Raw genomic sequence first — 26,681 nt, 5'->3', positions numbered from 1 at the left:
TCCGTCTCGGGACGCGCCGCTCAGGACTCGTCAGGCCCTCGGTAGGGTCGGTTGCCGGAAGAGGCTCGTCATGACCTTCCTCCCCATCAGCCGAACGCCGGCGGCACCCGCGCCGCACCCCCTGCGGCGGGTGACCGACTGGCCCCTGTCCGAGGCGCGCCGCCGTTCGCTGTGCCCCACCCCGCACCGGCCGACCGCCCACCCGACACGCCGGGTCTCCGACCGGATCCGTACCGCCGCCCCTCCCCCGTCGAGCCGGGCGTGCAGGCCGCGCGGCGCCGCCCGGCGCCGGCGCGCCCGTACGGTCCGCACCCACGCGACGCGGCGCCGCGGTTCAGCGGGTCCGGACGGCCCAGCCGGCCCGGACGCCCGGCACGGCGCTGACGCCGCCCTCGTACCGGTCCGCCCCGTCCCGGCCCCGTGCACGCCGGGGTCACCTCGGAGGCGGCTGCCATGAGCGCCGTACGAGGTCCCCTTCTGGTCGCCCTCTCCGGGCCCGCCGGCGTGGACGGGCCGGCGCTGCTCGGCAGGGTCGCCGCGCTCCTGCGTGAGCGCGGCCTCACCGTCGCCACCACGGACGGACACGGCTGTTTCTTGTGCCGCGGGCTCCCGGTTCCGCGCCGCGTGAGGGACGCGGGGGAACCGGGCGGGGACGGGTGGGCACGACGTGCGACGGATCCCGAGCGCCGGGGATCCGCTCCGCGCCGTGCCCACGCGTTCCTTGAGGCCGGTGAACTCGCGGCCAGGATCGCGGTGGCCCGGACTCTCGCACGCGAGCGCGCGGTCGGCGGGCCTGCGGTCGTGCTGACCGACCGGGGGCCGCTGGACGGCCTCGTGACCTTCGACCCGCCGGCCGCCTCGGGCCCCGCGCGACTCTTCCGCCGCCTCGCCGCCCGCTACGCCCTGACGCTCCTGGTGGACACCGGCCCCGACACACGGCGCGGCCACGACCGCGCGCGGGCCGGCGCTCGCCCGGCCGCCTCCTGGCCCCGCTACCGCCTCTGGGCACGGCGGCTGCCGCGGATCGCCCGGCTCGACGGCGAGCGGCCCCCGTCCCTGCTCGCGGCGGCGGCCTCGGAGCGGATCCTCGAAGCCGTACGGGAGAGCGAGCGGGCCGCCGAGGAGGCGCGTGCCTCCGCGCTGCGGGGGCACGTCCGGGCGCCGCGCGACGGCGCGCGGCGGCGGCACGTGGTGGTGTCGGTGTACGAGGGGGACGACACTCCCGGCCACCGGGGCGGCGGAGCCCTGATGGCCGGGGCCGTGGCCCGGCGGCTCGCCGAGGACTTCCGGGTGACGGTGGTGACGGCGGGGCTGCGCGGCGGCGCGGAGGAGCGGGACGGCATCCGGTACGTGCGGCTGCCGGTGTGCCGGGCGGGGCCGCGTGCCGGGCGGCTGCTGTTCCTGGCGATGCTGCCGTTCGTGGCCCGCCGCATCCGGCACGACCTGTGGCTGGAGAGCTTCACTCCCCCGTTCTCGACGGGCTTCCTGCCGCTGACCACGGCCGCCCCCGTGATCGGGATCGACCACGGCCGCGGCCCGGCGGGAGCGCGGCGGCGCCCCCGTGTCCCGTTCCTCCTGGTGGAGCGGATCGGCCTGCGCTGCTACCGGCACATCGTGGTGACGAGCACGGCGGACGGCGCGCTGGCCCGGCGGCTCAGCCCCCGGGCCGACGTGCAGGTCATCGCGAACGGGGTCGAGCGCGAGGGCGCCGGCGAGACACGGCTCGGGGCCGGGCGGTTCATCCTGTTCCTGGGGCGGATCGACAGCTGGGCCGCGGGGCTCGACCTGCTGCTCGACGCGTACGACCGGGCCCGGCCTCCGCTCGACCTGGTGCTCGCGGGCAGCGGCAGTCCCGACGAGGAGGAGTGCCTGGCCGCGCTCCTCGCCGCCCGCTCCCCCGGCGCGCGGCCCCGGATCCACTGGGTGGGCCCGGCCGACGAGGAGCGCAGGAGCGGGCTCCTGCGCGACTGCGCGTTCCTGGTGCTGCCTTCGCGCCACGAGACCTTCGGGCTCGTGGCGCTCGAAGGCATGGCGTACGGCAAGCCCGTGCTCCACTTCGACCTGCCCGCGCTGCGCTGGATGCGCGACGGCGGGGACGTGGCGGTGCCGCCGTTCGACGTCGCCGCGTTCGGGGAGCGGATGGCCGAGCTTGCCGGCGACCCGGCGCTCCGCCGCGGCCTCGGACGGCGCGCGGGGGTGGCCGCCCGGCACTACACGTGGGACGAGATGACGGGCCGTTACCTGGCCCTGGCCCACCGGCTCCTGGACACGCCCGCCTTCCCGCGGCGGCCGAGGAAGAGGGGTGCGTCATGGCAGACGACCCGCTGACGGGCTTCGTCCGGACCCTCATCGGCTCCGGCGCCCCCGTACTCGTGCTGTCGCCGCACCTGGACGACGCCGTGCTGTCCTGCGGAGCGCTGCTCGGCTGGCCGGGCAGGCGGGCCCCGGTGACGGTGGCCACGCTGTTCACGGAGGCCGGGCCGCCCCCGTACACCCTGGCCGCCCGGCGGTACCTGCGGCTGACCCACGCCGGTGACGCGGCGGAACTCTTCGCCGAGCGGCGCGCCGAGGACCGGCGGGTGCTCGGCGCGCTCGGTGTCGGCCTGCTCCATGTCGGCCTGGTCGACGGCCTGTTCCGGCGTCTGCCGAGCACCCGGCCGGGCACGGCGCGGCTCGCCCGGCTGCTGCCCGAGGTGGACCACGTGTACCCCACGGAGCGGCTGCACCTGGCGCGTGGCCGGGTCTCCGCGCACGACACGGAGACCCTGCGGACGGTCGCGGAGACCGTGGACGCGCTGCTGCCCCGCTCGTCGGCCGGACTCGTGCTCGCCCCGCTCGGGGTGGGCGGTCACCCCGACCACGTGCTGGTCCGCACGGCCGCCGAGCGGAGCGGACGCCGGATCGTGTACTACAGCGACTTCCCGTACGACCAGCGGGCGTCCGCCGACGCCGGGTTCACCGGCCGGCACCGTCTGGTGGCCCGCGCCTGGGAGTCCGGCCTCGACCGCAAGACCGAGCTGATCCGGGGCTACCGGACGCAGGCCGAGGCCCTGTTCCCGGACGGCGGCGTCCCGCGCGTCCCCGAGGTGTACCTGCTGCCGGAGGCCGGGATCGGGGCGTGGGGCGAGGGCGGGGCCCGTACGGCGGCCACCCGCCGGCTGCCCGGCCGCGTGGCCGACCGGCTGCCCGACCGCCGGCCTGAGCGCGTGCCCGCCCGGGTGCCCGGCCGCCCCGGGTCCCGTACCGCCGGACGTGCGCCATGAGCGTCCCGGATCCGGCTTCCCGCACCGGCGCCGTCGTGGCGGGCGCACCGGCGGGGGTGCGTGATGCCCGGTGGTGAGCGGCGTCCCCGGGTGCTCCTGCTGACCGGAAGTCCGCTGGACGGGGCAGGCGGCTCCGACATCCGGCTGGCCAGGTCGGTTCTCGCGGCGCTGCCCCAGGTGGACTTCTTCTGGTTCACCCAGTGGCCCGCCCCGCGGCGGGAGACGCCTCGGCAGGGGCGTCCGGTGCGGATGCTCTCCCGCTCCGGGCTTCCGCACGTGCCCGAACGCGTCCAGGCGGCGCTGACGGGGGCGGTGTTCGCGCGGCGGGTCGATCTGGTGCACGCGTTCCTGGCCATCGGGCGCGGCTTCCCGCTGTTCTCGTGGCTGCGCCCGCTGCTGCTCGGCGGGCGGCCGGTCGTCCACACCGTGCCCGGGGTGGTGGACTCCGGGCTCCTGGCGCGGGTCCGGCCGCTGGGGACGACGGTCGCCCAGTCGGAGTCGATGGGGAGGCGGCTGCGGGCCGCCGAGTTCGGGGACGTCCGGGTCGTCCCGCCGATGATCGCGCTGGAGGAGTGGCCGTATCTGCCGCGTCCCGAAGGCTTCCCCACCGTGCTCTTCACCGGCCATCACGATCCGCACGGCGGTGCGGAGGCGTCGATCGACGCGGCGGCGGAGGCCCGGCGGGCGGGCAGCGAGTTCCGGCTCGTGCTCGCGATGCGCGGCCGTCCCGGTCAGGATCCCGAGGCGCTGAACGAGGCGCTGCGGGAGCGGGCGGGGGCGGCGGGGCTCGTCGACGTCGAGGTGCGCGGCTATGTCGAGGACATGCACGCGCTGCTCGCCTCCGTCCAGGTGCTGCTCTTCCCCCCGGTCGCCCTCGGTCATCGGACGGACATCCCGTTCACGGTGCTCGAAGCGCTGGCGACGGGCCGGCCGGCCATCCTCAGCGACCTTCCCCAGTTCGCCGACTTCGGTCATGCCGTGCTCCGCGCGCCCGCCGGTGACGCCCGCCGGACGGGCCAGCAGCTGGCGTGGCTGCTCGGCCAGCCGCGCTCCTGGGACATGCTCGCCGAACGGGGGCGGGCGCTGGTCGAGGACCACTTCGGCCCGGAGCGGTTCGCCGCCCGGTACGCGGCGCTCTACCGGGAGTTGCTGGACTGACGGCGCGCCGGGGCCGGGTCACGGCCGCCGTGCCGTGAGGAGCAGGACGCCCGTGTCCCCGTACTCGGGCAGTGTGCGGTCCTTGGCGAGGCGGACGATCCGCAGGCCGGTGGTGCGCGGGGCGAACACGCCCCGCAGGGCGGCCTCGTCGACGGGGCAGGCGGGCCAGACGGGTCCGGTGCCGATGCGGTAGCTGGGCATGCGCTCCATGAAGGAGGCGAGGAGCCGGCCGCCCGGGCGGACCGAGCGCACGAAGGCGGTGCACAGGGCGGTGAACTCGTCGAAGTCCTCGGTGACGCTCTCGGCGACGAAGTTCATCGACGCGAGGTCGTAGCGGCCCGTGCCGAGGTCGTCGGCGGTGCCGGGCACGACCCGGACCCGGGAGAGCGCCTCGGCGAGGCTCGGCGGGAGGGCGGGGTCCAGCGTGCGGCACAGGTCGTAGAAGGGCAGCCAGCTGGCGTCGGCCCCCTCGGTGAGCTGCCGGCGCAGATAGCGGACGTTGGCGGCGCTGGGCTCCAGGGCGTCGACGTGGCGGCTGGCGGCGCCCGCCAGCATCAGCGGGTAGAGGTTGGGGCCCGCGCCCAGTTCGAGGGTGCGGGCCAGGCCGGCGGGGGCGAGACGCCGGTAGACGGCGGAGTGGTGCCGGATGACGCCGATGTCGCAGGGGTGGAGCAGCCGGTAGTTCTCGGCGAGGTAGTCGTCGACGGGCCAGGCGTTCCAGTCGGCGTCCCGGTTGCGCCGTGCCCGCGTCCCCGATCGCGCGCGGGGGCCGGTCCGGTCCATCACGTCTCCGGCGGCCGGCCGGCCGTGACGGCGGGGGCGGCGGGCTGGAGGGGGAAGCGGCCGGCGAGGCGTGTGAGGGCCGCGCAGAGTTCGTCGATCTCCTCGTCGGTGTTGGCGGCGGTGATCTGGACGCGGAAGCCCACGCGGTCGCGCGGGACGAGCGGGTAAGAGGCGAGGGTGACGTAGATGCCGTGTTCCCACAGGAAGGCGGCGACGGCGTCGAGGTCGGCGGCGTCGGCGAGGGGGATCTCGATGATAGGGAGCCCGTCGGTGTTGGGGGTGGCGATCCCGAGGCCGCGGACGTGGGCGAGGACGCGGGCGGTCTTGCGGTAGAGGTCGGCCCGGATCTCGTCGCCGCGTTCCTCGTTGACGTCGAGCCCGGCGAGCGCGGTGGCGAGGGAGGCGGTCGGCGAGGGGCCCGAGTAGAGGTACGGGGCGGCCGCCACCTTGAGGTGGTCCTTCAGCCATTTCGGTACGGCGAGGAAGGCGAGCAGCGAGGAGAAGGCCTTGGAGAAGCCGCCGACCAGGACGAGGTCGTCGTAGCTCTCGCCGAGGTGGCGGACGATGCTGTTGCCGCGCGAGCCGTACGGGCTGGTCTCGTCGGCGGTCCGCTCGCCGATGACGCCGAAGCCGTGGGCGTCGTCGATGTACAGGAGGGCGCCGTTCTCGCGGCAGATCCGGGCCAGGGCGGGCAGGTCGGGGAAGTTGCCGGTCATGCTGTTGACGCCGTCCATGCAGACGAGCCGGCCCGCGTCGGCGGGCGCGCCGCGCAGCAGGGCGTCCAGGTCGTCGGGCCGTTCGGCGCGGAAGCGGTGGATCTCGGCGCCCTGGCCGCGGGCGGCGACGCAGCCGTCGTACACCGTGCGGTGGGCCTGTGCCTCGACGAAGACCTGACCCGAGCCGGCGAGCAGCGGGATGACCGACTGGTGGATGAGGGTGATGGTCGGCAGCAGGAGGGTGTCGGAGGCGCCGAGGAGTTCGGTGAGGCGTTCCTCGATCCGGGGGTAGAGCCGGGGGCTGCCGATGAGCCGGGACCAGCTGGGGTGGGTGCCCCACTGTCTGACCTGCGGTTCGATCGCCTCGATGACGGTGGGGTCGAGGTCGAGGCCGAGGTAGTTGCAGGAGGCGAAGTCGACGAGCCACTCGTCGCCGACCCGGATGCGCCGGCCGGCGACCTCGTCGATGACGGCGTCGCACATGCGGCTGGTCCGCTGGAGGTGCTCCAGGTCCCGCCAGAGGGACGGGCGCGGGGGCCGGCCGGTGCTCGCCCGCACGCCGGAGAGCGCGGTGCGTCCGGTGATCCGGGCGGCCGGGCGGGGGGCGAGGCGGACGGCCGGGCGTTCGCCGGAGTGCGGGGCGCGGTGCAGATACGACTCCGCCTGGTGCGCGGTCATCGGGCGGGCGAAGAGGAAGCCCTGGCCGAAGCGGCAGCCCATCTGGGCGAGCAGCGCCCGCTGTTCCTCGTGCTCGATGCCCTCGGCGACGACCTGGAGCCCGAGGACGTCGGCGATGCGGACGATGCCTTCGACGAGGGCGACCTGCTGCGGGTCGGTGGTGATGTCGTCGATGAACGACTTGTCGACCTTCAGGACGTCGATGGGGAACTCGCGGAGGTAGCTGAGCGAGGAGAATCCGGTGCCGAAGTCGTCGATGGCGATGGAGACCCCGAGGTCCTTGAGGGCGGCCATCGTCGTCCGGATCTGGGCGTCCTGCCGCATGAGGACGGTCTCGGTGAGTTCCAGGACGAGCGAGTCGGGGGCGAGCCCGGAGGAGCGGAGGGTGCCGCGCACCTCGTCGAGGAACCCGGGGTCGCGGAACTGCCGGGCGGAGACGTTGACGTTGGCGTACAGCGGGGCCGGGCGGGGGTGGGCGCGCTGCCAGCGGGCGATGTCGAGCGCCGCGTGTTCGAGGACCCAGGCGCCGAGCGGCATGATGTGGCCGCTCTCCTCGGCCAGGGTGATGAACTGGTCGGGCGGCACCATGCCGCGTCGGGCGTGCGGCCAGCGGATGAGCGCTTCGAGGCCGGCCGGGGCGCCGCTGTCGACCTCGACGATCGGCTGGTAGCGCAGTGCGAAGGCGTGGTCGGCGATGGCCGTGTCCATGCCGGCCTGGAGTTCGTGGCGGGCGACGAGCCGGGAGTGCAGTTCGGGGTGGAAGAGCCGCCAGCGCTTCTTGCCGGCCGCCTTCGCCGCGTACAGCGCGAGGTCGGCGTGGCCGAGGAGTTCCTCGGCGTGGGCGCTGTCGAGGACGGTCGCGATGCCGACGCTGGTGGAGACGGAGACGGCGCCGTCGGTGAGGTGGAAGGGCTGGCTGAGGGTGTGCACGATCTCGGCGGCGAGGGCCTCGGCGTCGCGGGGTTCGCGGGCGCCTTCGATGAGGACGGCGAACTCGTCGCCGCCGAGCCGGGCGGCCGTGTCGGTCAGCCGCAGGACGGCGGTGAGGCGGCGGGCGACGGCGACGAGGAGTTCGTCGCCGACCGAGTGCCCCATGGTGTCGTTGACGACCTTGAAGTCGTCGAGGTCGACGAAGAGCATGCAGGTGAGGGTGGACTCGCGGCGGCCGCGGAGCAGGGCGCGTTCGATCCGTTCGAGGAGCAGGACCCGGTTGGGGAGTCCGGTGAGGGAGTCGTGGAAGGCCCGGTGGGTCAGCTCCCGCTCCAGTTTCCGCTGCTCGGTGACGTCCCTGAGGGTGAGGACGAGTCCGTGCACGGTGCGTTCGTCGCGCAGGTTGCTGCACCGGACCTCGACCTCCAGGTCGGAGGAGTCGCCGTGCAGGAGCTTCCAGTCGTCGCGGGCGTCGACGGTGTCGCGGGTGCGGGCGTCGGCGAGGACGCGCAGGGCGGCCGCGGCGTCGGAGGGGGCGAGCAGGTCGGTGAGCGGGGTCCCCGGGAGCAGGGAGTGGCCGAACATGGTCTCGGCGGAGGGGCTCGCGTACCGGACGGTGTCGTCGTCGTCGACGATGAGGATGACGTCCGATGTGTTGTGCACGAGGGTGCGGAAGTAGGCCTCGCTGGTGCGGCGGTTGACCTCCTCGCTGAGTCCGAAGCGTTCGAGGGCCAGGGCGGCCTGGGAGGCGAGGGACTGGGCGGGGGCCGCTATCTCGGCGAGTTTCTTCTCGGGCCCGGCGAGCAGCAGGACGCCGAGCAGCGGTTCGCGGCCGGCCGGGGTCTGCAGCTCCAGGGGGCAGAGCAGGACGAAGGGTTCGGGCGCGACCTCGGCGGCGACGGCGGGATCGAGGCGGCTGAGGGGCAGCAGGCGCGCGCCGTCGGCGACCAGGTCGGGCCAGGCCGCGCCGGGCTGCCTGGTCAGCTCGTCGGTGCGGCAGCTCCACGGCCGGGCGGCCGTCGCGACGGCGCTGAGGCCGCCGCCGCGGTCCCGGGTGAACAGCAGGACGCGGTGGTCGGCGCCCTGGCCGAAGAGGGTCGCGGACGCCGTCTCCACGGCGCCGGCGACCTCGCGGGGGCTGAGGGCGGCGACGAGGGAGGCGGCGGCGTTCCTGAGGCTGCGCTCGCGGGCCTCGGCCCGGTCGTGGTCGTTCATCATGCCCCAGAGCCGGACGAGGACCAGCAGGAACATGAGGGCCGAGAAGATCGCGATGACGGCGATGTCCCGGTCGCGGTCGTGCCGCAGCCACTGGAGGAGCAGCAGGGCGGGGGCGACGAGGGAGGCTCCGGCGAGCAGCGCGAGCCGTCGCTCGGCCATCCGCGGCGCCGGTTCGGGGGCGCGTTCGGTGAGGCCCGTCATCGAGGGGTGGAGGGCGGCGAGGCCCCAGGCGGTGAAGAAGACGACCCAGCCGAGGTCCCAGGGGGTGCCGACCATCCAGGTGCCCTGGAGCTGGAGGGTGCCGTAGATGACGTCGGAGGCGAGGATGCCGCAGGTGCCGAGGGTGAGGAGCTGGACGGACCGGGAGCGCAGACCGCCGGGGACGAGGAGCCGGGCGAGCATCGCGAGCATCAGGACGTCGCCGAGCGGATAGGCGATGGAGATCGCCTTCTCGGTCCAGCTCATCTCCTCGCTCCTGGCCAGCGGGGTGATGAGGTTGACCCAGGAGAGCAGGGCGACGCCCGAGGTGACGATCAGCGCGTCGAGGAGCACGCCGAGGTCCCGTCCGACCGCCCGGTAGCGGATGAAGCCGAACAGGCCGAGGGCGAACAGCGGGTAGGTGACCAGGTACAGCGCGTCGGCGGCGGACGGGAAGGGTCTGGTCTGGCCGAAGAAGGACTCCAGGGCGTTGTAGGTGGTGTCGCCGCCGACGAACGCCAGGTTGGCGGCGGCGAGCACCAGCCAGGGCCAGCGGCGTGAGGGCCGGTGCAGGTGGACCCCGACGAGGATGGCGGCGACGCCGCTGAGCCCGATGAGCGCCCACAGGGTGGTGTGCCGGGCGGGGTACTTCAGGTAGGCGATCGTGAGGAGCGTCACGACGAGGAGGTACAGCAGGGTCCATCGGCGCAGTGCCCCGTTCATTCCGGGCGGCCGGTCTCGCTGACCCTGCGCCATCGTCGACCGCCCCCTTGTCGGGTCGGGCGCTTCGGCAGCGCCCAGGTCGCGGGTACGGACCCCGTACGGTGTCCATTCTCCGGGGCCCCAGGGGCGGCTGCATCTCGGCGCCCCCGTACCCGTCGGGGGTGCCGTGCCCGGTGGTGCCGTCAGGTGGAGGCGCGGACGACGAGTTCGGTGGGCAGCATCCGGCGGGGCTGCTCGTCGGGGCCGCTGGGGTCGGCGATCTCCTGGAGGAGTACGCGGGCCATGGCGCGGCCCATCTCCTCGATGGGCTGCCGGACGCTGGTCAGGGGCGGGTCCATGTGCCGGGCGACGGCGGAGTCGTCGACGCCGACGAGGGCGACGTCCTCGGGGACGCGGCGGCCCGCCTCGCGCAGGACGCTCCGGGCGCCGGCGGCCATCACGTCGGAGGCGGCGAAGACGGCGTCGAGTCCGGGCCTGCGGTCGAGGAGTTGCCGCATGGCGCGGCGGCCGCCCTCCTCGGTGAAGTCCCCGGTGGCGACGAGGTCCGGATCGGGGGCGAGGCCGGACTCGGTCAGGCCCTCGCGGTAGCCGTCGAGGCGGCAACGGGCCACGTACATGTCGAGCGGGCCGGTGATGGTGGCGATGGAGCGGCGGCCGCGGGCGGCGAGGTGGGCGACGGCGGCGCGGCCCGCGCCGGTGTTGTCGGAGTCGACGAAGGCGACGCGTTCGTCCTCGGTCCGGCGTCCGTTGAGGACCGCCGGCAGGCCGAGGGCCCTGACCTGGTCGGGCAGCGGGTCGTCGGCGTGTACGGAGACGAGGAGGACGCCGTCGACGCGCTGGGCGGCGAGGTACTGCTCGAAGCGCTGCCGCTCCTGCTCGCTGCGGATCAGGGTGAGCAGCAACTGCTTGTCGGCGTCGGCGAGTTCGCTGCTGACCCCGCGGATGATGTCGAGGAAGTACGGCTCCGCGAACAGCCGGGCCTCGGTCTCGGGGATCACCAGGGCGACGGCGTCGGTGCGGCTGCCGGCGAGGGCGCGGGCGGCCCGGTTGGGGACGTAGCCGAGTTCGGCGACGGCCTGTTCCACGGCGGCCTTGGCCTGCTCGCTCACCTTGGGCGAGCCGTTGATGACCCGGGAGACCGTGCCGCGGCCGACTCCGGCCCTGGCCGCGACCTCCTCCAGGGTGGGCCTGCCGGTCTGCCGTCCGCTCGCCGCCATGTGCAGCTTCTCCCCTCGGGCCGCCGCCCCGCCTGCGTTGTGCACGCGAACCTATCAGGCGCGGCGGCGGGCCTCCGGGGCCGTGCGGCGCGCCCTCAGGCGCCGGTGGGCGCGAGCTCGGCCATGGCTCCCCAGCCCTGCTGCGGCACCTCGACGTTGATGATCTCGGGCGTGGTCGCGATGGCCCCGGCCATCGTTTCGAGGCCTGCGGCGAAGTGCGCGGAGGCCACGTGCGCGGCCCCCGCCTCGGCGTCGGCGAACGCCTCGAGCAGCACGAAGACGTGCGGATCGTCGACGCTCCGCGACCAGTCGAAGAACAGGTTGCCCGGCTCCTCGCGGGTCGCGCGCGTGAAGTCGGCGACCAGGTCGAGCCAGCGGTCGGCGTGGTCGGGGCGGGCGGTGAATCGCACGGCGATGAAGATCATGCCGCCACTGTGCGCCGACCTTCCGCCCCTCCGCGGCGCGAACCGCCCGCGTTTCCGGCAGAGCCGGAAAAACCCCGGGGCCGGTCACCGGGCCGGGACGTCCCGAGCCGGTCGGGCGACCGGCGGGGCCACCGGTGGGGCCGTACGTCCAGCGCCCGTCAGGCCGTCGGCGGGGCCGGAAGGTCCAGGGCCGGGAAGTCGGGGGCGGCCCGTACGAGGGCGGCCCGGAGGTCGCCCTGGCGGCGGGCGAAGTCGGCGGTGGGCAGGGAGACCGACAGGGCGTGCACGATCCCGTCGCCGCGCTCGGGCAGGGCCACGGCGAGACAGGTGTACGCGGGGTCGGCCTCGCCCACCGACACGGCGAAGCCCTGGGCGCGTACCCGGGCGGCCTCGGCCTCGAAGCGTTCCGCGCTGGTGATCGTCCGCTCGGTGAGGCGGGCCATGCCGTGCTCGGCCAGGTAGCGGCGGCGCAGCGGGCGCGGCAGCGCGGCGAGCAGCGCCTTGCCGTGCGCGGTGGCGTGTGCCCGGTCCTCGGGGCCGGGCACGAAGGGGTGGGCCGCGTCGGTCACGGGCGCGGTGGTGTCGACGACGGTGATCCGGCCGTCGCGGTAGGCCGTGTGGTACGCCTCCGCGCCCGTCGCGCGCCGCAGCCGGCCGAGGAGCTCGCCGGTCCCCGCACCGAGCCCGTGGTGGCGCTGGTGAGAGCGGTGGAGGGCGGGGACGCGGGGCCCGGGGGCGTACCCCTCGGCGGTGCGGACGAGGTAGCCGCGGGCGAGCAGCGGCCCGGTGAGGTGGTAGACGGTCGACAGGGCGCAGCCGAGCCGGCGCGCCAGCGCCTTGGCCGCCACGGGCCGGTCCGCGTCGGCGACGGCGTCGAGGACGGCGAGGGCCCGGTCGACGGACTGGGGCCCGGAGGGGTGGCCGGGGGTGTGGCCGGGGGTGGCGGGCATCGTTCCAGCTTAGGTGCTGCGCGGGGCGGCCCGGGGCCGTCGGGTGCCGGTTTCGGACACTCCGTACACGCGCCCACGCGCTCCGTATCGCCGCAGGTCAAAGGGTCTTTATGTGCATAAGACACTCTTTCGGCGTACCGTCGTGTGGATCCCCCATCCTCGACGCCACGGGAGAGCGTGTGCCCCGCTCCAGGACCGACCATGTCCCGACGCCCCGCCAGGGGCGCAGCCCTCGCCTCCGTACGGCGGCGATCGCGACGGGTGTGGTCGCCGTCGCCGCGGGTGGCCTGTACGTGGCGGGTCTGCTGACCGCCGGGGACGACATATCGGCCGGCACCACGGTGGGCGGCGTCGACATAGGCGGCATGAGCCGGGCCGAGGCGCAGGCGAAGCTCGCGGCCCAGGCGCCCGCCTCGTGGACCCAGCCGATACCCGTGAAGGTCGGCGACCGCACGACCACCGTCTCCCCCGCCGGCGCGGGCCTGACCGTGGACGTGGCGAAGACCGCCGACCTGGCCGCCGACCCGGCCCGCGACCCCTTCACCGTGATCGGCCGGCTCTTCTCCTCCGGCGAGCGGGACATCCGCCCCGTGCTCGCCTACGACGACGCCAAGGCGAAGGCCGCCGTGGCCGGGCTGGCGAAGCAGAACGACCGCGCGGTCCGGGAGGGCTCGGTCGCCTTCCGGGACGGCAAGGCGGTCGCGACCCAGCCGGTGACCGGCCAGAAGCTGGACACCGGCCGCGCCGTGGAGACGCTGCGCGCGGCCTACCCGGCCGCGACCGGCGCCGCCGCGGTGAACCTGCCCGTCTCGGTGACGGCCCCGAAGCTGCCCGCCGGCGAGGTGTCGCGCTTCCTCGACACGTACGCGAAGCCCGCCGTCTCCGGCCCGGTGACCCTCACCGCGGGCGACGAGCGGCTCCGTATCTCCCCCGCCACCCTCGGCGACCACCTGACCGTGAAGAACGAGGGCGGCCGGCTCACCGCCGACCTCGACCAGGACGCGCTGCTGCGCGACCCCGACGTGGCCCGGCCGCTCGCCGCGATGACCGGCGCCCCGGTGGAGGCCTCCCTCGGGGTGCGGGGCGGCAAGGTCGTCGTGGAGTCGGAGGGCAGGCCCGGCAAGGAGGTGACCGCGAAGGCCCTCGGCGACGCCGTGCGCCCGCTGCTCGCCAAGACCGGCGCCACGGCCCGTACGGCTCCGGTGGCCACCACGGTCACCCAGCCCGAGCTGACCGCCGGCTCGCTGGCCCGGCTCGGCATCACCGACCAGATGTCGACGTTCACCGTGAACTTCCCCACCGCCCCGTACCGGACGACGAACATCGGCCGGGCGGCCGAGCTCATCAACGGGTCGATCGTGCGGCCCGGCGAGGTGTGGAGCTTCAACAAGACCGTCGGCGAGCGCACCCCGGACAACGGCTTCGTCGACGGCACGATGATCCTCGACGGCCAGTACCGCTCGGCCCCCGGCGGCGGCGTGTCCGCCATGGCCACCACCGTCTTCAACGCGATGTTCTTCGCCGGCGTCAAGCCCGTCGAGTACGGCGCCCACTCCTTCTACATCGAGCGCTACCCGGCCGGCCGCGAGGCCACCGTCGCCTGGGGCAGCCTGGACCTGAAGTGGCGCAACGACACCGACAAGCCGATCTACATCAAGGCGAGCGCGACGGACTCCTCGGTCACCGTGAGCTTCCTCGGGACGAAGAAGTACGACAGCGTCGAGGCGGTCGCGGGGCCGCGCACCAACGTCACGAAGCCCAAGAAGGCCGAGAGCACCGACAAGGCGTGCGTGCCGCAGCCCCCGGCGGAGGGCTTCGACATCTCGGTCGACCGGGTCTTCAAGAACGGCGGCGCCGAGGTGAAGCGGGAGGCCTTCAAGACCCACTACACCCCGCGCGACGAGGTCACCTGCAAGGTGGCCGCGGACTGACCTGCCGGAGGCGCCGCCGGGACACCCGGATGACGCCTCCGCGACGGACCCCGGCGGCACGCGACCCGCGCCGCCGGAAGGGTGTCTTCCCGTACGGCCGGGGCATCACTTCGGAGCGGCCCGTCAGCCCCTTCCGACGGACCCGCCCCGTCCGACCCGTCGGAGGCAGGCCTTGGCACAGCGCAGCGACCCCTTCGAGCGGCTCCTCGACGACGCCGTGCGCGCGGGCGTCGTCCCCGGCGCGGCGTGGGCCGTCGGCGACGCCCGGACCACCCTGTCGTACGGGGCCGCCGGACTGCTCGACCCGGCGCGCCCCGACGCCCCGACCCGTGACGACACGCTCTTCGACGTCGCCAGCCTCACCAAGATCCTCGCGGTCTGGGCGGTCGTCGGCACCCTCGTCGACGCCGGGAAACTGGACCTGGCCGCCCCGCTCGGCTCGTACTGGCCCGAGGCCGCCGGCAGGCCGCTGGCCGGGGCCACGGCGCGGGACCTCCTCACCCACACCGCGGGACTGCCGCTGCGCGCCAACCTCCGCCATCTGTACGGCTCCGACCCGCAGGACGTCCGCGACGGCGTCCTCGCCGAACCCCTCAGGCACCGGCCGGGCGAAGCCGTCGCGTACACCGACCGGGCCGCCCTGATCCTCGGCTACCTCGCCGAGCACCTCACCCGCCGGCCGCTCCCCCGCCTCGCCGAGGAGCGGATCTGGGACCCCCTCGCCATGACGGAGACGCGGTACGGCCCGCTGCCCGCCGCGTTACGGGAGCGGTGCGCGCCCACCGAGTACGACGAGGAGAGCGGCACCCACCTCAAGGGCACCGTCCACGACTTCTCGGCCCGGCTGCTCGGGGGCGCCTGCGGGATCGCCGGCGTCTTCACCACCACCGCCGACATCGGCCGCTTCCTGCGCCACGTCCTCGCCCCCGTGCCCGGCGTCTTCTCCGCCGACTGGACCTCCGCCTCCCTCCGCGTCCGCACCGGCCCGCTCGTCCCGCCCCGCGGCCTCTTCTGGCACCCTGCACCCGGCACCGAACCCCCCGACGACATCTGGTCCCACTTCGGCTTCACCGGCACCGGCCTCTGGGTCTCCCCCACCCGCGGCCGCTGGGCCGTCCTCCTCACCAACCGCCTCTACCTCACCCGCGATCCCACCCCTCTGTCCCGCGTCCGGGACGTCTTCCGCGCCCTCGCCTTCCCGTGACCGTCCCCGGGAAACGGGGTGCCCGCACCTACGGGTGTCTGGCACCCTGCACACCGGCGGAAGCGATCTTCCGACGGTGCGACGCGCGAGGAGTGCGGATCGATGGGTTTCATGCCGGAAGGACCTCTCCTGGAGGGCGCGTTCGTGCGCCTGGAGCCGCTGGGGCACCAGCACGCCGCCGGGCTCGCCGCAGCGGCGGAGGAGGACCGGGACTCGTACGCCTTCACCTGGGTGCCCCGCCGGGAGGAGGTCACGGCGTACATCGACACCCAGCTGGGCCGCGCCGCCGACGGCCGGCTCGCTCCCTACGTCCAGGTGGACGCGACGACCGGCCGGGTGGTCGGCGCCACCTCCTTCTGGGAGCCGCGCCCGTGGCCGTCCGGGGACGGCCTGTGCGCCGTCGAGATCGGATTCACCTGGCTCGCGGCCTCCGCGCAAGGCACCGGCGTCAACGCCGAGGCCAAGTACCTGCTGTTCCGGCACGCCTTCGAGACGTGGGGCGTGGCCCGGGTGGACCTCAAGACCGACGCCCGCAACGCCCGCTCGCGCGCCGCCATCGCCGGCGTCGGCGCGACCTTCGAGGGCGTCCTGCGGAACTCGTCCCGCTCCTGGGTCCCGGGCGAGGAGGGCCGCCTCCGGGACTCCGCCGTCTTCTCGGTCGTCATCGAGGAATGGCCCGAGCGACGTGCGGCCCTGGAGGAGAAGCTCGCCCGTGTCCGGGAACGCCGGGCGGCCGCCGCCCGCGAGCGGGGCTGACCGGAAAGGGGCCGGGCAACGGGGCCCCGGGACGATGTTGGGCGCTCGTTGACGATCCGTTGGCGGGCGGTTCCAGAATCGTGGGTGACGAGGAGGACTCGTGACCGGAGGGCGGGTAATGAAGACGGACGGCGGTATGCGGTGCGCGGTCGGCGAGCGGGGCTCGTGGGATCGGCTGGCCGAGGAGATGCGGCAGATCAAGGAGACCTCGGAGCTCAGTTACGCGGGTCTCGCGCAGCGCACGCACTACAGCCGCTCCTCGTGGGAACGGTTCCTGAACCGGAAGCAGTTGCCGACGCGGCTGGTGATCGAGCAGTTCGCCACGGCGGCGGGGCAGGACCCGCGGCCGCTCCTCGAACAGCTCGACCGGTGCCTGCGTGACGAGCGGACCGGCCGGCATCCGGCCCCGGCGTCCGCGGGACCGGAGCACGGGCCGGCGCCGCGGACGGCGTCGCCCGCCCGTCTCGCCCCGGCCGACTTCTGCACCGTCGCCCTGGCGTCGGCGGCCGGAATGGTGGTCGGCGGTGTCCTCACGGCGGCGCTGACGCGCGCCGCCGTGTCGGGCGGGTGGCTGCGGAGAGCCGGCTGAGCGCAGGGGCTCGGCGACCGCTCAGCCCGGGAAGGTGATCGAGCCGAGCGGCGGACAGGGCAGGAGCGTGTTTCCGACGCCGGGGCGTTCGACGAAGGCGCGGGCGTCCACGGCCCGCTGCCGCATCAGGTCCAGCTCGTCGGCGTGCCGGGCGTCCTCCATGGCGCGGGGGTAGTCCCAGGTCCCGTCGATGAGGCTGAGGCTGGTGTTGCCGGAGCTGCGCTGGAGGTCCATCCGGACGGCGGTCCGCCGGAGCGCGGTCTGGGTGGCGGCGAGGTCGATGCGGGTGATGAGGACGCCGTGGGTGTGCGGTTCGCGGGTGGGCATGGGGGCCTGCGGGAGCAGCGACACCCCGTTGTCGAGGCGGCCTATGTTGTCGACGGACGCGGTCTGGGCGTCCTCCGCCATGAGCTTCATCTCCCGGTGCAGCCAGAAGAGTTCGTCGAGGTCGCCCTGGGTGATGCGCATCCGCGCGTACAGGGCGCGGAAGCGGGGGTCGTCGTGCAGCGGGCGCAGCGGGGCCGCGTGGAAGACGACGCAGTCGTTGAATCCGGCAGTCACCGCGGCGTCCAGGTGCGCGATGGTCTGGTCCCGCTGTCCCTGGACGAGCGCCAGGACGCCGAGGTTCGCGTGGGCGGAGCCGGCGAGCCAGCTGCCTTCGGGACCGAGCCGCGCGGCGCGCGCGAGGACGTCGTGGAGGCCCACGCTGGCGGCGCCGGTGGGCCCCTGCGTCAGGAGGTCCACGAGCAGTTCGTGCAGGCGGTCGATCAGTGAGTGGACGGTGTCGGCCATGGATCTCCTCGGACCTCGGTGGTGGAGAGCGGCGGTTGGGGAGCACCGGCGGAGGGCCGTCCGGAGAGCGGCGCGGGGCGCGGCGCTCCGGACGTGTTCTAGCGGCGTCCCCCTGTCGTCCCGCACGGGCGGGCCGTGTCGGGCTCGGCGGGTGCGGGGCGCGGGCCCTTGAGGGCGTGCGCCGGTTCGGGGAGGGCGGCGAGGCCCTCCAGGCATTCCTCGACGCGTTTGGGGAGGTGGTGCTTGCGCGCGAGTTCCAGGCAGGTCTCCCAGGTCTCGCGGGCGGCGGCCCATTCGCCGAAGTGGTGGTGGGCGCGGGCGGTGAAGACGAGGCAGTCGGCGGTGCCGCCGTGGTCGTTCATGCGGTGCCGGATGGCGAGGGCCTCGGTGAGCGCGGCGAAGGCCTCGTCGCGGCGTCCGAGGGCGCGCAGGATGTCACCGTGGTTGGTCAGGGCGGTGGCGAGGAACACCCCGTGGCCGGCGCCCTGCAGGAGCTCGATGACCCGCCGGTAGTTCGCGGCCGCCACGTCGAGTTCGCCGCGGAGTTTGCGGACGTCCGCGATCCGGCTGAGCAGCAGTGCCTCGCCGCGGGTGTTCCCGGTGCTGTGGTGGAGGTCGCGGGCGAGTTCGGCGTGGACGAGTGCCTGGTCGGCGTCCTCGATCTGGATGTAGAGCGCCGCGATGTTGCCGAGGATCGAGGCCTGGGCCGCCTTGTCGTCGAAGGCGGTGAAGAAGTCCAGGGCGATGCGGAGGTGTTCGAGGCAGGCCTCGTTGCGGAACGCCATGCCGTGGGCGACGGCCATCCGCCGGTGCAGCCAGGCCTGGCCGAGCGTGTCGTCGTGGGCGCGGGCGATCTCCATCGCCTGGGCGAGGCAGGCGTCCCATTCCTTCGTCCACCAGTGCGTGCTGCCGTAGCCGAAGAGGCCGACGGCCAGCCGCCAGGCCATGTCGGAGCGGCCGAGCTCCGCCGCGTGGTCGAGGGCGTCCCTGATGGCCGGGAGTTCCTTGACGGTCCAGCGGATCGCCTCGTCGTCGTCGGCGAACGCGGGCAGCGACCGGGGCGTCGCGGGTTCTCCGTCGAGCGGCGGCGGGGACTGCGTCTCGCGGGTGGCGATCCGGGTCGCCTCCGAGAGGGCCGCGACGTACCAGGCGATCAGCCGCAGGACGGCGGCGGTGCGCTCCTCCTCCGGGTCCTCCTCGTCGCCCCGCTGCGAGGCGTACTCGCCGAGCAGGTCGTGGAGCACGTAACGGTCGGGTTCGGGGTTGAGGACGAGGTGGGCGTCGGCGAGTACGTCGAGGACGGCGGCGGCCCGTGCCTCGGTGAGGTCGAGCAGGGCTGCGGCGGACTGCGGGGTGACGGGGTGCCCGCCCCACACCCGGCCCAGGGTCCGGAAGGCGCGGGCGGCCTCGCGCTCCAGCGGGCGGTGGCTGTCGCGCATCGCCACGTAACTCATGGCGAAGGTCCGCTGGACGTCGAAGGTGCCCATGGAGAGGGTCTCCAGGCGGCCCTGGTGCGGGGTCAGGCGGCGGGCCAGGAGCGCGAGGGGCCAGTGGGGGCGGGAGGCGAGGCGGCCGCCGACGATGTGCAGGGCGAGCGGCAGCCCTCCGCAGGCGGCCATGATGTCGGCCAGCGCGTCGGGCTCGCTCCGCACCCGGTCGGCGCCGGCGAGCTTGGCGAGCAGGGCGTGCTGGTCGGTCGGCGGGAGCGGGGCCAGCGGCACGCTCACGGAGCCGGGGAGGTCGGCGAGCAGCTGCCGGCTGGTGATGAGTACGGCGCTGGGGCCGCCGGCCGGCAGGAGCGGGGCGACGTGGGCGGCGTCCCGCGCGTTGTCGAGGACGAGGAGGACGCGCCGCTCGGCGAGCGCCGCCTGGAACAGCAGGGCCCGGTCGTCGGTGTCGTCGGGCAGCGCCTCGTGCCGTACCCCCAGGTCGGACAGGAAGCGGGCGAGGAGTTCGTGGGCCGTGCGCGCGCCGTGACTGCAGTACCCCCGCAGGTCGGCGTAGAGCGCGCCGTCGGGGAAGGCCTCTCGGGCGCGGTACGCCACGTGGACGGCGAGCGCGGTCTTGCCGACGCCGCCCATCCCGGAGACGACCACGGGCCGGACGTATCCGGGCTCGGTGTCGGTGTCGTCCACGCCGAGCAGGGACCGCACCAGCGCGGCTTCGGTCTCCCGGCCGGTGAACACGTCCCCTTCGTAGGGCAGCTGGAACGGCGGGCGGGCCGGAGCGGGGGCGGTGGCCTGGCGGGGATCGGGGCGGGGCGCGGGCTCGCCGGTCAGCAGTTCCTGGTGGGCCTGCTGGACGGCGGCGCCGGGTTCCGTGCCGAGCTCGTCGACGAGGCTGCGGCGCAGCCGCTGGAAGGCGGAGAAGGCCTCGGCCTGGCGGCCGGAGCGGTGCAGGGCCTGGATGAGGAGCCCGTGGAACTCCTCGCGCAGGGGGTGCTCGGCCGCGAGGACGGTCAGCGGGCCGACGGCCTCGTGGTGGAGGCCGAGGCGGAGCTCGGCGTCGAAGTTCCATTCCAGGGCCTGGAGGCGCGCCTCGGCGAGCTGGTGGACCCGGAGGGCGGGCGCCTCCGCGTCGGAGAAGGGCGCCAGGTCCGCCAGGGGCGTGCCGCGCCACAGCGGCATGGCGAGCGCGGTCTGCCGCCGTACCTCCTCCCAGTCCTCCCGGCGGTGGGCGTCGTGCACGGCGCGGACCCGCTCCTCGAAGACGTCGGCGTCGAGTTCGCCGTCGTGGACGAGCAGCCGGTAGCCGGGGGCCACGGTCCGCAGGCGGTCCTCGGCGCCGCCGTCGGCGGCGGCGAGGACTCTGCGGAGCCGGGTGAGGTGGTTGGCGAGGGCGGCGTCGGCGCTGGCGGGCACGGACGCGCCCCAGAGCGCTTCCTTGAGCGCGTCCCGGGAGACCGTGCGGTTGGCCTGGAGGAGGAGCGCGGCGAGCAGGACGCGGACCTTCGGACCGCTCACCGGCCGCGGCTCCGTCCCGTCGTGGACGACGAGCGATCCGAGCACCCCGAACTTCACCACCACCATGCCCCCGCATCAGGTAGGCGGACCGCCTGCCTGCGGCGGATCCCGAGGGCCCCATCGTACGGTTCGACACCCCCTGGGTGATCAAATTGATTGGGGGTTACCATATGAGCGCCGCCTAGCTCGAAAGATAATCCTGTGACTGTCAATGACGACTCGTTCACCAGCTGGAAGAACCGCGAGGAGATCGCGGAGTCGATGATCCCGATCATCGGGAAGCTGCACCGGGAGCAGGACGTCACCGTCCTGGTCCACAGCCGCTCCCTGGTGAACAAGTCGGTGGTCAGCATCCTGAAGACCCACCGCTTCGCCCGGCAGATCGACGGCGAGGAGCTCTCGGTCACCGAGACGCTCCCCTTCCTCCAGACGCTCACGACCCTCGACCTCGGCCCCTGCCAGATCGACATCGGCGTGCTGGCCGCGGACTACAAGACCGACGACCGCGGTCTGACCGTGGCCGAGTTCACCGCCGAGGCCGTCGCCGGCGCCACCGGCGAGAACAAGATCGAGCGCCGTGACGGCCGCGACGTCGTCCTCTACGGCTTCGGCCGCATCGGCCGCCTCGTCGCCCGCCTCCTCATCGAGAAGGCCGGCTCCGGCAACGGTCTGCGCCTGCGCGCGATCGTCGTCCGTGGCGGCGGCGACCAGGACCTCGTGAAGCGCGCCTCGCTGCTGCGCCGCGACTCCATCCACGGCCAGTTCCAGGGCACCATCACGGTCGACGAGGCGAACAGCACCATCGTCGCCAACGGCAACACCATCAAGGTGATCTACGCCAACGACCCCTCCGAGGTCGACTACACGGCGTACGGCATCGAGAACGCCATCCTCATCGACAACACCGGCAAGTGGCGCGACCGCGAGGGCCTCTCCAAGCACCTGCGCCCCGGCATCGACAAGGTCGTCCTCACCGCCCCCGGCAAGGGCGACGTGCCGAACATCGTGCACGGCGTGAACCACGACACGGTCAAGCCGGACGAGCAGATCCTGTCCTGCGCCTCCTGCACCACCAACGCGATCGTCCCGCCGCTGAAGGCGATGGACGACGAGTACGGCGTGCTGCGCGGCCACGTGGAGACGGTCCACTCGTTCACGAACGACCAGAACCTCCTGGACAACTACCACAAGGCCGACCGCCGCGGCCGTTCCGCGCCGCTCAACATGGTCATCACCGAGACCGGTGCCGCCTCGGCCGTCGCCAAGGCGCTGCCGGACCTCAAGGCCCCGATCACCGGCTCCTCGATCCGCGTCCCCGTCCCGGACGTCTCGATCGCCATCCTGAGCCTGCGCCTGGGCCGCGAGACCACCCGCGAAGAGGTCCTCGAGTACCTCCGCGACGTCTCGCTGCACTCGCCGCTGAAGCGCCAGATCGACTTCACCACGGCCCCCGACGCCGTCTCGATGGACTTCGTCGGCTCCCGCCACGCGTCCATCGTCGACGCCGGCGCGACCAAGGTCGACGGCGACAACGCGATCCTCTACCTGTGGTACGACAACGAGTTCGGCTACTCGTGCCAGGTCATCCGGGTCGTCCAGCACGTCTCCGGCGTCGAGTACCCGACCTTCCCGGCGCCCGCGGTCTGATCCCGGCCCCACGGCACCACGGCGCGCCGCACGTCCCGGACGGGAGGTGCGGCGCGCCGCCGTATCCGGCCACCCGGTCGCGAACCGGCCGGGCCTCCCCCGCGTCCCTCCCGCCATGAAGAAGCTCACGTACGGGATACGCCAGCTGCTCCGCTTCACGGTCCTCGAGGTGCGCTGCTGCGCCTTCGCCTTCGCGCTCGTCGGCGGCATCGCCGCCTCCACCCTGCTCCCCGAGCTGCCCGTCGCCCGCTACGACCTGCTCCTCCTGTACGGGGTCGGGCTCACGCTGCTGTCCTGGAAGGCCGGCTGGGACACCGGCCGGGACGTCGCGGTGATCGCCGGCTGCCACGCCATCGGCCTGCTCTTCGAGCTGATCAAGGTGCGGATGGGCTCGTGGACCTACCCGGAGGACGCGCTCACCAAGTTCGGCGGCGTCCCGCTGTACGGCGGGTTCCTGTACGCGGCGGTCGGCAGCTACGTCTGCCGGGCCTGGCACCTCTTCGACCTGCGCCTCACCGGCTACCGGCCGCGGCTGACGGCGGTCCTCGCCGGCGCGGTGTACGTGAACTTCCTCAGCCACCACTGGCTGCCCGACGCCCGCTGGGTGCTCGCCGCCCTGATGCTGGCCGCGACCGCGGGCACCTGGGTGCGGTTCCGGGTGGGGGCGCGCGACCACCGGATGCCGCTCGCCCTGTCGTTCGTCCTGATCGGCTTCTTCCTGTGGGTCGCGGAGAACGCGGCCACCTACGTCGGCGCCTGGAGCTATCCCGACCAGCTCGACGGCTGGCGGCCGGTCTCCCTCGCCAAGTTCGGCGCGTGGGCCCTCCTCATCAGCGTCACCTTCGTCCTGACCGCACATCGGTCGGGAAATCTCCAGCCGACCCGCCGGGTACCCGAATAGCCAATTCCCGACACCGGGGCTCCGTGCACCGGGGCGGACGACGTGCTACAGTCGAGAGCAGTTGCAGTTGTGGTTCCCAAAGAACTTATGAGTGCCTTCGACGAAGGAAACTTCGTCAGGCACTTTATGTGTTTTCGGTGCAGTTTTCCGGACGGGGCAATCATCACGGCGACGCCGGGATCCGCACAGTGCGGCGTCCCGGGTTACGCCCCGAAGGAGATTTAGACATGGCCAATGGCACCGTGAAGTGGTTCAACTCGGAAAAGGGCTTCGGCTTCATCGAGCAGGAGGGTGGCGGCCCGGACGTGTTCGCCCACTACTCCAACATCGCCACCTCCGGCTTCCGTGAGCTCCAGGAAGGCCAGAAGGTGACCTTCGACGTCACGCAGGGCCAGAAGGGCCCGCAGGCGGAGAACATCCTCCCCGCCTGACGTTGACTCGTCCGACGCGGCCGGGGCCCTCACCATCGCGGTGAGGGCCTCGGCCCGTTGTCTTTTCCCGGCGTTTCACGGACCGGGCGCCGCTCCCCTCGCGACGGCGCGGCCGGATCCGTACGCAATTGGTGTTCGGTACGTTCCGGTAATTCAGGGCCCATGACACGGCCCTTCGTGAATTCCCTCGAAACGCACCGTTTCGAGGAAGGTCCCCCATGAACGACACCCCCCGTACCGACAGGACGCGCCGCGGCCCCGCGCCGAAGGACGAATTCACGGCGCCGGCCACCGTGACCCCCGCGCTCCCCGCCGCCACCGGCTTCGCCGAGCTCGACCTGCCGGCCGCGATCCAGGACGTGCTGGCCGCCGAAGGCGTCACGACGCCGTTCCCGATCCAGGCCGCGACGCTGCCCGACGCCCTCGCCGGCCGCGACGTCCTCGGCCGCGGACGCACCGGCTCCGGCAAGACCCTCGCCTTCGGCCTCCCGCTGCTCACCCGCACCGCCGGACGCCGCGCCGAGGCCCGCAAGCCGCTGGCCCTGATCCTGGTCCCCACCCGCGAGCTGGCCCAGCAGGTCGCCGACGCGCTCGACCCGTACGCCCGCGCGCTCAAGCTCCGCATGGCCACCGTCGTCGGCGGCATGTCGATAGGCCGCCAGGCCACCGCGCTGCGGGACGGGGCCGAGGTCGTCGTCGCGACGCCCGGCCGGCTGATGGACCTGGTGGAACGCAAGGACTGCCGCCTGGAGCGGGTGACCGTCACGGTCCTCGACGAGGCCGACCAGATGGCCGACCTGGGCTTCATGCCGCAGGTCACCGAGGTCCTCGACCGGGTGAACGCCGACGGCCAGCGGATGCTGTTCTCGGCCACCCTCGACCGCAACGTCGACGCCCTCGTCGAGCGCTACCTCGTCGACCCGGTCGTCCACTCCGTCGACCCCTCGGCCGCCACCGTCTCCACCATGGAGCACCACGTCCTGCACGTGCACGGCGCCGACAAGTTCGCCACCGCCACCGAGATCGCGGCCCGCGAGGGGCGCGTGATCATGTTCCTGCGCACCAAGCAGGCCGTCGACCGCTTCACCCGCCACCTGCTCGGCAGCGGCGTCCACGCGGCGGCCCTGCACGGCGACAAGTCGCAGCCGCTGCGGACCCGTACCCTCGCCCGCTTCCGCAGCGGCGAGGTACCGGTCCTCGTGGCGACCAACGTCGCCGCCCGCGGCATCCACGTCGACGAGCTCGACCTCGTCGTCAACGTCGACCCGCCCGCCGACCACAAGGACTACCTGCACCGCGGCGGCCGCACCGCCCGCGCCGGCGAGTCCGGCCTCGTCGTCACCCTCGTCACCTCCGAGGAGCGCCGCGACGTCGCCCGCCTCATGGCCGACGCCGGCATCCGCCCCGAGATCACCAGGGTCCGCTCCGGCGAGGCCGAGCTCACCCGCATCACCGGCGCCCGCAAGCCCTCCGGCATCCCGGTCGACGGCAGTGCCCCCTCCCAGGAAGGCACCAAGCGCGGCGGCGCCGCCTTCCGCGGCATCGGCACCACCCCCGGCCGCCCCGGCCGCGCCAAGAACGAGTCCCGCCGCAGCGCCGAAGCCCGCAAGACCGCCGAAGCCCGGCAGGCCGCCCGCATCCGCCGCGGCCACTGACCCCACGGGCGCCGGAGGAGGCCTCAGCCGGTCACGAACTCCCGGTCGCCGTAACGCACTTCGGCCTTCGACCAGTCGGCACCGAGGCCGTTCACGAAGGTGCGGGCGAGTGGCAGGTCCGTGCTGGGGGCGACGAGGACGAGGTGGCCGTCGAGGGTGACGGATCCGCCGCCGAGGCGTTCGCGGGCTTCGGGGTCGGCGATCAGGGCGTCGCGCAGGGCGCCGGCGGAGACTCCGGGGGCGTCGATCTCGACGGCGTCGGTGTCGGGGGACGTCCGGGGCAGGCAGCGGAAGGTGAGGACGGCCTCCTGCTCGTACCGCTTGGCGATGACCCCGGCGATGTGGTGGAGTCCGTCGCGGCCCACCCGTTCGACGTCGAACTCGCGCGAACGCTCGTACGTGGCCTGCTGGAGGTCGCCGGACCAGAAGACGCCGTCCAGGAGCTCCGACGGGCCGGGGCGGGCCCCGTTGGCCCGGATGATCTCGCGCACCTCGCGGCCGAAGCGCTTCAGCCGGGTGTCGAGGCGGGGGTCGTCCGGCTCCGTGATGATCGCGGTGTTGTTCGTGGCGAAGATCTCCGCCGCCGGGCAGTCCTGCGCCTCGCCGGTGGCGTACGTGCTCTGCGCGCCCGCGACGGACAGCATCAGGGCGGCCACGGTGGTGCCGAGGAGGCGGAAGCGCCGCCGCGCGATGACATGGTTCATGGCGTGGTCAACGAGCCGGGGTGGCGACCGTTGCGGGGGCGGGACCTGACGGGTCAGGGGTCGAGTCGAGCCAGCCCGTGCACGAGGAGATCCAGCCCGAAGGCGAACTCCTCGTCCACGGGGACCGAGGTCAGCGTGCGGGCCGTCCGGACGGTCGCGGGGTACGCGGCCGGGTCGAGCCGCTGGTAGAAGGCGGCGAGTCCGGGGCCGTCGTCGGGGGCGGCGGCGGGGCCGTGCTGTTGGGCGGTGAAGCCGATGACGTAGTGGGTGACGGCCGTGAAGGCGCGTGCGGCGAGGTCCGCCGGGAGGCCGTGCGCGAGGAGCGCGGCGAGGACGCGTTCGCGCTGGGCGAGCCCGTGGGGGCCGACGGGCACCTGGGCGATGAGCAGCGGCAGGGTGCGCGGGTGGCGGCGCAGGGTGTCGTGGAGGCGGTGGGCCGTGGCGGTGAGGACGTCCCGCCAGTCCGCGCGCTCGGCGAGGTCGTCGAGCCTGGTTTCACCGAGGACGCGGTCGACGACGTACGCGAGGATCTCGTCCTTGCCGTCGAAGTGCCGGTAGAGCGTCGCGGTACCGGAGTCGAGCGCCTCGGCGAGCATCCGCAGCGAGAACGCCTCGGTGCCGTGCTCGTCGACGAGCCGGAGTGCCGTGCGGACGATGTGCGCGCCGCCGAGCGCGGGCCGCCCTCGCCGGCGCTTCCGAGCGGCGGCGGCACCGGGCACGGAATCGGGCGCGGATTCGGGCGTGGACCGGGCGGCCCACCAGGCGGGGCTGCCGGGAAGGGGCGGGGTGGCGGCCATGGGGCGGGGCTCTCTCTCGCTGCGCGGGTGGCGCCGTGAGCCGTACGCGGCC

20 protein-coding genes are annotated in these 26,681 nt (G+C 74.1%); 11 read left to right on the top strand and 9 right to left on the bottom strand.

Translation table 11 applies throughout. From position 1 onward, the window contains the following. Positions 1–453: 453 nt before the first annotated feature. The 3 genes from ACZ7G1_RS01595 to ACZ7G1_RS01585 all read left to right on the top strand — a co-directional run bounded on the left by ACZ7G1_RS01595 (position 454) and on the right by ACZ7G1_RS01585 (position 4,421). Complete coding sequence (locus ACZ7G1_RS01595; protein ID WP_470877584.1) at positions 454–2,328, top strand: glycosyltransferase family 4 protein; 1,875 nt, start codon at positions 454–456, stop codon at positions 2,326–2,328. Further along, positions 2,310–3,263 carry a PIG-L deacetylase family protein gene (locus ACZ7G1_RS01590; protein WP_470877583.1) on the top strand — a complete coding sequence of 318 codons (954 nt, stop codon included), beginning with the start codon at positions 2,310–2,312 and terminating at the stop codon, positions 3,261–3,263. The genes ACZ7G1_RS01595 and ACZ7G1_RS01590 overlap by 19 nt, the downstream gene beginning before the upstream one ends. A gap of 63 nt (positions 3,264–3,326) precedes the next feature. Continuing rightward, the gene (locus ACZ7G1_RS01585) at positions 3,327–4,421 is read left to right on the top strand and encodes a glycosyltransferase family 4 protein (protein ID WP_470877582.1); all 1,095 of its coding nucleotides are present in this window, start codon (positions 3,327–3,329) and stop codon (positions 4,419–4,421) included. 18 nt (positions 4,422–4,439) lie between these two features. On the opposite strand, the gene ACZ7G1_RS01580 is transcribed toward ACZ7G1_RS01585, so the two are convergent. From ACZ7G1_RS01580 to ACZ7G1_RS01560, 5 genes are all read right to left on the bottom strand, one after another. After that, entirely contained in the window at positions 4,440–5,204 is a 765-nt protein-coding gene (locus tag ACZ7G1_RS01580) for a methyltransferase domain-containing protein (protein ID WP_470877581.1), read from the bottom strand. Continuing rightward, on the bottom strand, positions 5,204–9,700 hold the full coding sequence (locus ACZ7G1_RS01575; protein ID WP_470877580.1) for an aminotransferase class I/II-fold pyridoxal phosphate-dependent enzyme: 4,497 nt from the start codon (positions 9,698–9,700) through the stop codon (positions 5,204–5,206). The genes ACZ7G1_RS01580 and ACZ7G1_RS01575 overlap by 1 nt, the downstream gene beginning before the upstream one ends. 149 nt (positions 9,701–9,849) lie before the next feature. After that, complete coding sequence (locus tag ACZ7G1_RS01570) at positions 9,850–10,884, bottom strand: LacI family DNA-binding transcriptional regulator (protein WP_470877579.1); 1,035 nt, start codon at positions 10,882–10,884, stop codon at positions 9,850–9,852. 95 nt (positions 10,885–10,979) lie between these two features. Continuing rightward, positions 10,980–11,309, bottom strand: coding sequence for a putative quinol monooxygenase (locus ACZ7G1_RS01565; protein WP_470877578.1), 330 nt, complete (start codon positions 11,307–11,309; stop codon positions 10,980–10,982). 158 nt (positions 11,310–11,467) lie between these two features. Further along, positions 11,468–12,259 (bottom strand): IclR family transcriptional regulator, encoded by a 792-nt coding sequence (locus tag ACZ7G1_RS01560; RefSeq protein ID WP_470877577.1) that lies wholly within the window; start codon positions 12,257–12,259, stop codon positions 11,468–11,470. 179 nt (positions 12,260–12,438) lie between these two features. Here ACZ7G1_RS01560 and ACZ7G1_RS01555 point away from each other — a divergent pair, with 179 nt between their 5' ends. From ACZ7G1_RS01555 to ACZ7G1_RS01540, 4 genes are all read left to right on the top strand, one after another. After that, positions 12,439–14,190, top strand: a complete 1,752-nt coding sequence (locus tag ACZ7G1_RS01555) for a VanW family protein (RefSeq protein ID WP_470877576.1) — start codon at positions 12,439–12,441, stop codon at positions 14,188–14,190. Between the two features lie 172 nt (positions 14,191–14,362). Then, complete coding sequence (locus tag ACZ7G1_RS01550) at positions 14,363–15,394, top strand: serine hydrolase domain-containing protein (RefSeq protein ID WP_470877575.1); 1,032 nt, start codon at positions 14,363–14,365, stop codon at positions 15,392–15,394. Between the two features lie 102 nt (positions 15,395–15,496). Further along, positions 15,497–16,150: a GNAT family N-acetyltransferase gene (locus tag ACZ7G1_RS01545; protein ID WP_470877574.1), complete on the top strand. Its 654-nt coding sequence runs from the start codon at positions 15,497–15,499 to the stop codon at positions 16,148–16,150. A 118-nt stretch (positions 16,151–16,268) separates the two neighbouring features. Beyond that, positions 16,269–16,739, top strand: coding sequence for a helix-turn-helix domain-containing protein (locus ACZ7G1_RS01540; RefSeq protein WP_470877573.1), 471 nt, complete (start codon positions 16,269–16,271; stop codon positions 16,737–16,739). Between the two features lie 21 nt (positions 16,740–16,760). Here the strand turns inward: ACZ7G1_RS01540 and ACZ7G1_RS01535 are convergent, their stop codons facing one another. Together ACZ7G1_RS01535 and ACZ7G1_RS01530 are read right to left on the bottom strand one after the other, a co-directional pair. After that, complete coding sequence (locus tag ACZ7G1_RS01535) at positions 16,761–17,531, bottom strand: hypothetical protein (protein ID WP_470877572.1); 771 nt, start codon at positions 17,529–17,531, stop codon at positions 16,761–16,763. Between the two features lie 98 nt (positions 17,532–17,629). Next, the gene (locus tag ACZ7G1_RS01530; protein WP_470877571.1) at positions 17,630–20,560 is read right to left on the bottom strand and encodes an AfsR/SARP family transcriptional regulator; all 2,931 of its coding nucleotides are present in this window, start codon (positions 20,558–20,560) and stop codon (positions 17,630–17,632) included. Between the two features lie 135 nt (positions 20,561–20,695). On the opposite strand from ACZ7G1_RS01530, the gene ACZ7G1_RS01525 reads away from it, so the two are divergent. The 4 genes from ACZ7G1_RS01525 to ACZ7G1_RS01510 all read left to right on the top strand — a co-directional run bounded on the left by ACZ7G1_RS01525 (position 20,696) and on the right by ACZ7G1_RS01510 (position 25,128). Further along, positions 20,696–22,141 (top strand): glyceraldehyde-3-phosphate dehydrogenase, encoded by a 1,446-nt coding sequence (locus ACZ7G1_RS01525; RefSeq protein WP_470877570.1) that lies wholly within the window; start codon positions 20,696–20,698, stop codon positions 22,139–22,141. A 115-nt stretch (positions 22,142–22,256) separates the two neighbouring features. Then, the gene (locus ACZ7G1_RS01520) at positions 22,257–23,042 is read left to right on the top strand and encodes a DUF817 domain-containing protein (RefSeq protein ID WP_470877569.1); all 786 of its coding nucleotides are present in this window, start codon (positions 22,257–22,259) and stop codon (positions 23,040–23,042) included. 227 nt (positions 23,043–23,269) lie between these two features. Then, positions 23,270–23,473, top strand: a complete 204-nt coding sequence (locus tag ACZ7G1_RS01515; RefSeq protein ID WP_015031667.1) for a cold-shock protein — start codon at positions 23,270–23,272, stop codon at positions 23,471–23,473. Positions 23,474–23,691: 218 nt separating this feature from the next. Continuing rightward, positions 23,692–25,128: a DEAD/DEAH box helicase gene (locus ACZ7G1_RS01510; RefSeq protein WP_470877568.1), complete on the top strand. Its 1,437-nt coding sequence runs from the start codon at positions 23,692–23,694 to the stop codon at positions 25,126–25,128. 23 nt (positions 25,129–25,151) lie between these two features. On the opposite strand, the gene ACZ7G1_RS01505 is transcribed toward ACZ7G1_RS01510, so the two are convergent. Beyond that, complete coding sequence (locus ACZ7G1_RS01505; RefSeq protein WP_470877567.1) at positions 25,152–25,832, bottom strand: hypothetical protein; 681 nt, start codon at positions 25,830–25,832, stop codon at positions 25,152–25,154. 53 nt (positions 25,833–25,885) lie between these two features. Next, positions 25,886–26,629: a TetR/AcrR family transcriptional regulator gene (locus ACZ7G1_RS01500; RefSeq protein WP_470877566.1), complete on the bottom strand. Its 744-nt coding sequence runs from the start codon at positions 26,627–26,629 to the stop codon at positions 25,886–25,888. Positions 26,630–26,681 lie beyond the last annotated feature (52 nt).

The sequence above is a fragment of the Streptomyces sp. NPDC037273 genome, assembly GCF_055603625.1.
Note: the sequence above shows the minus strand (reverse complement) of the source record. Positions and strands in the feature narration are given on the sequence as shown.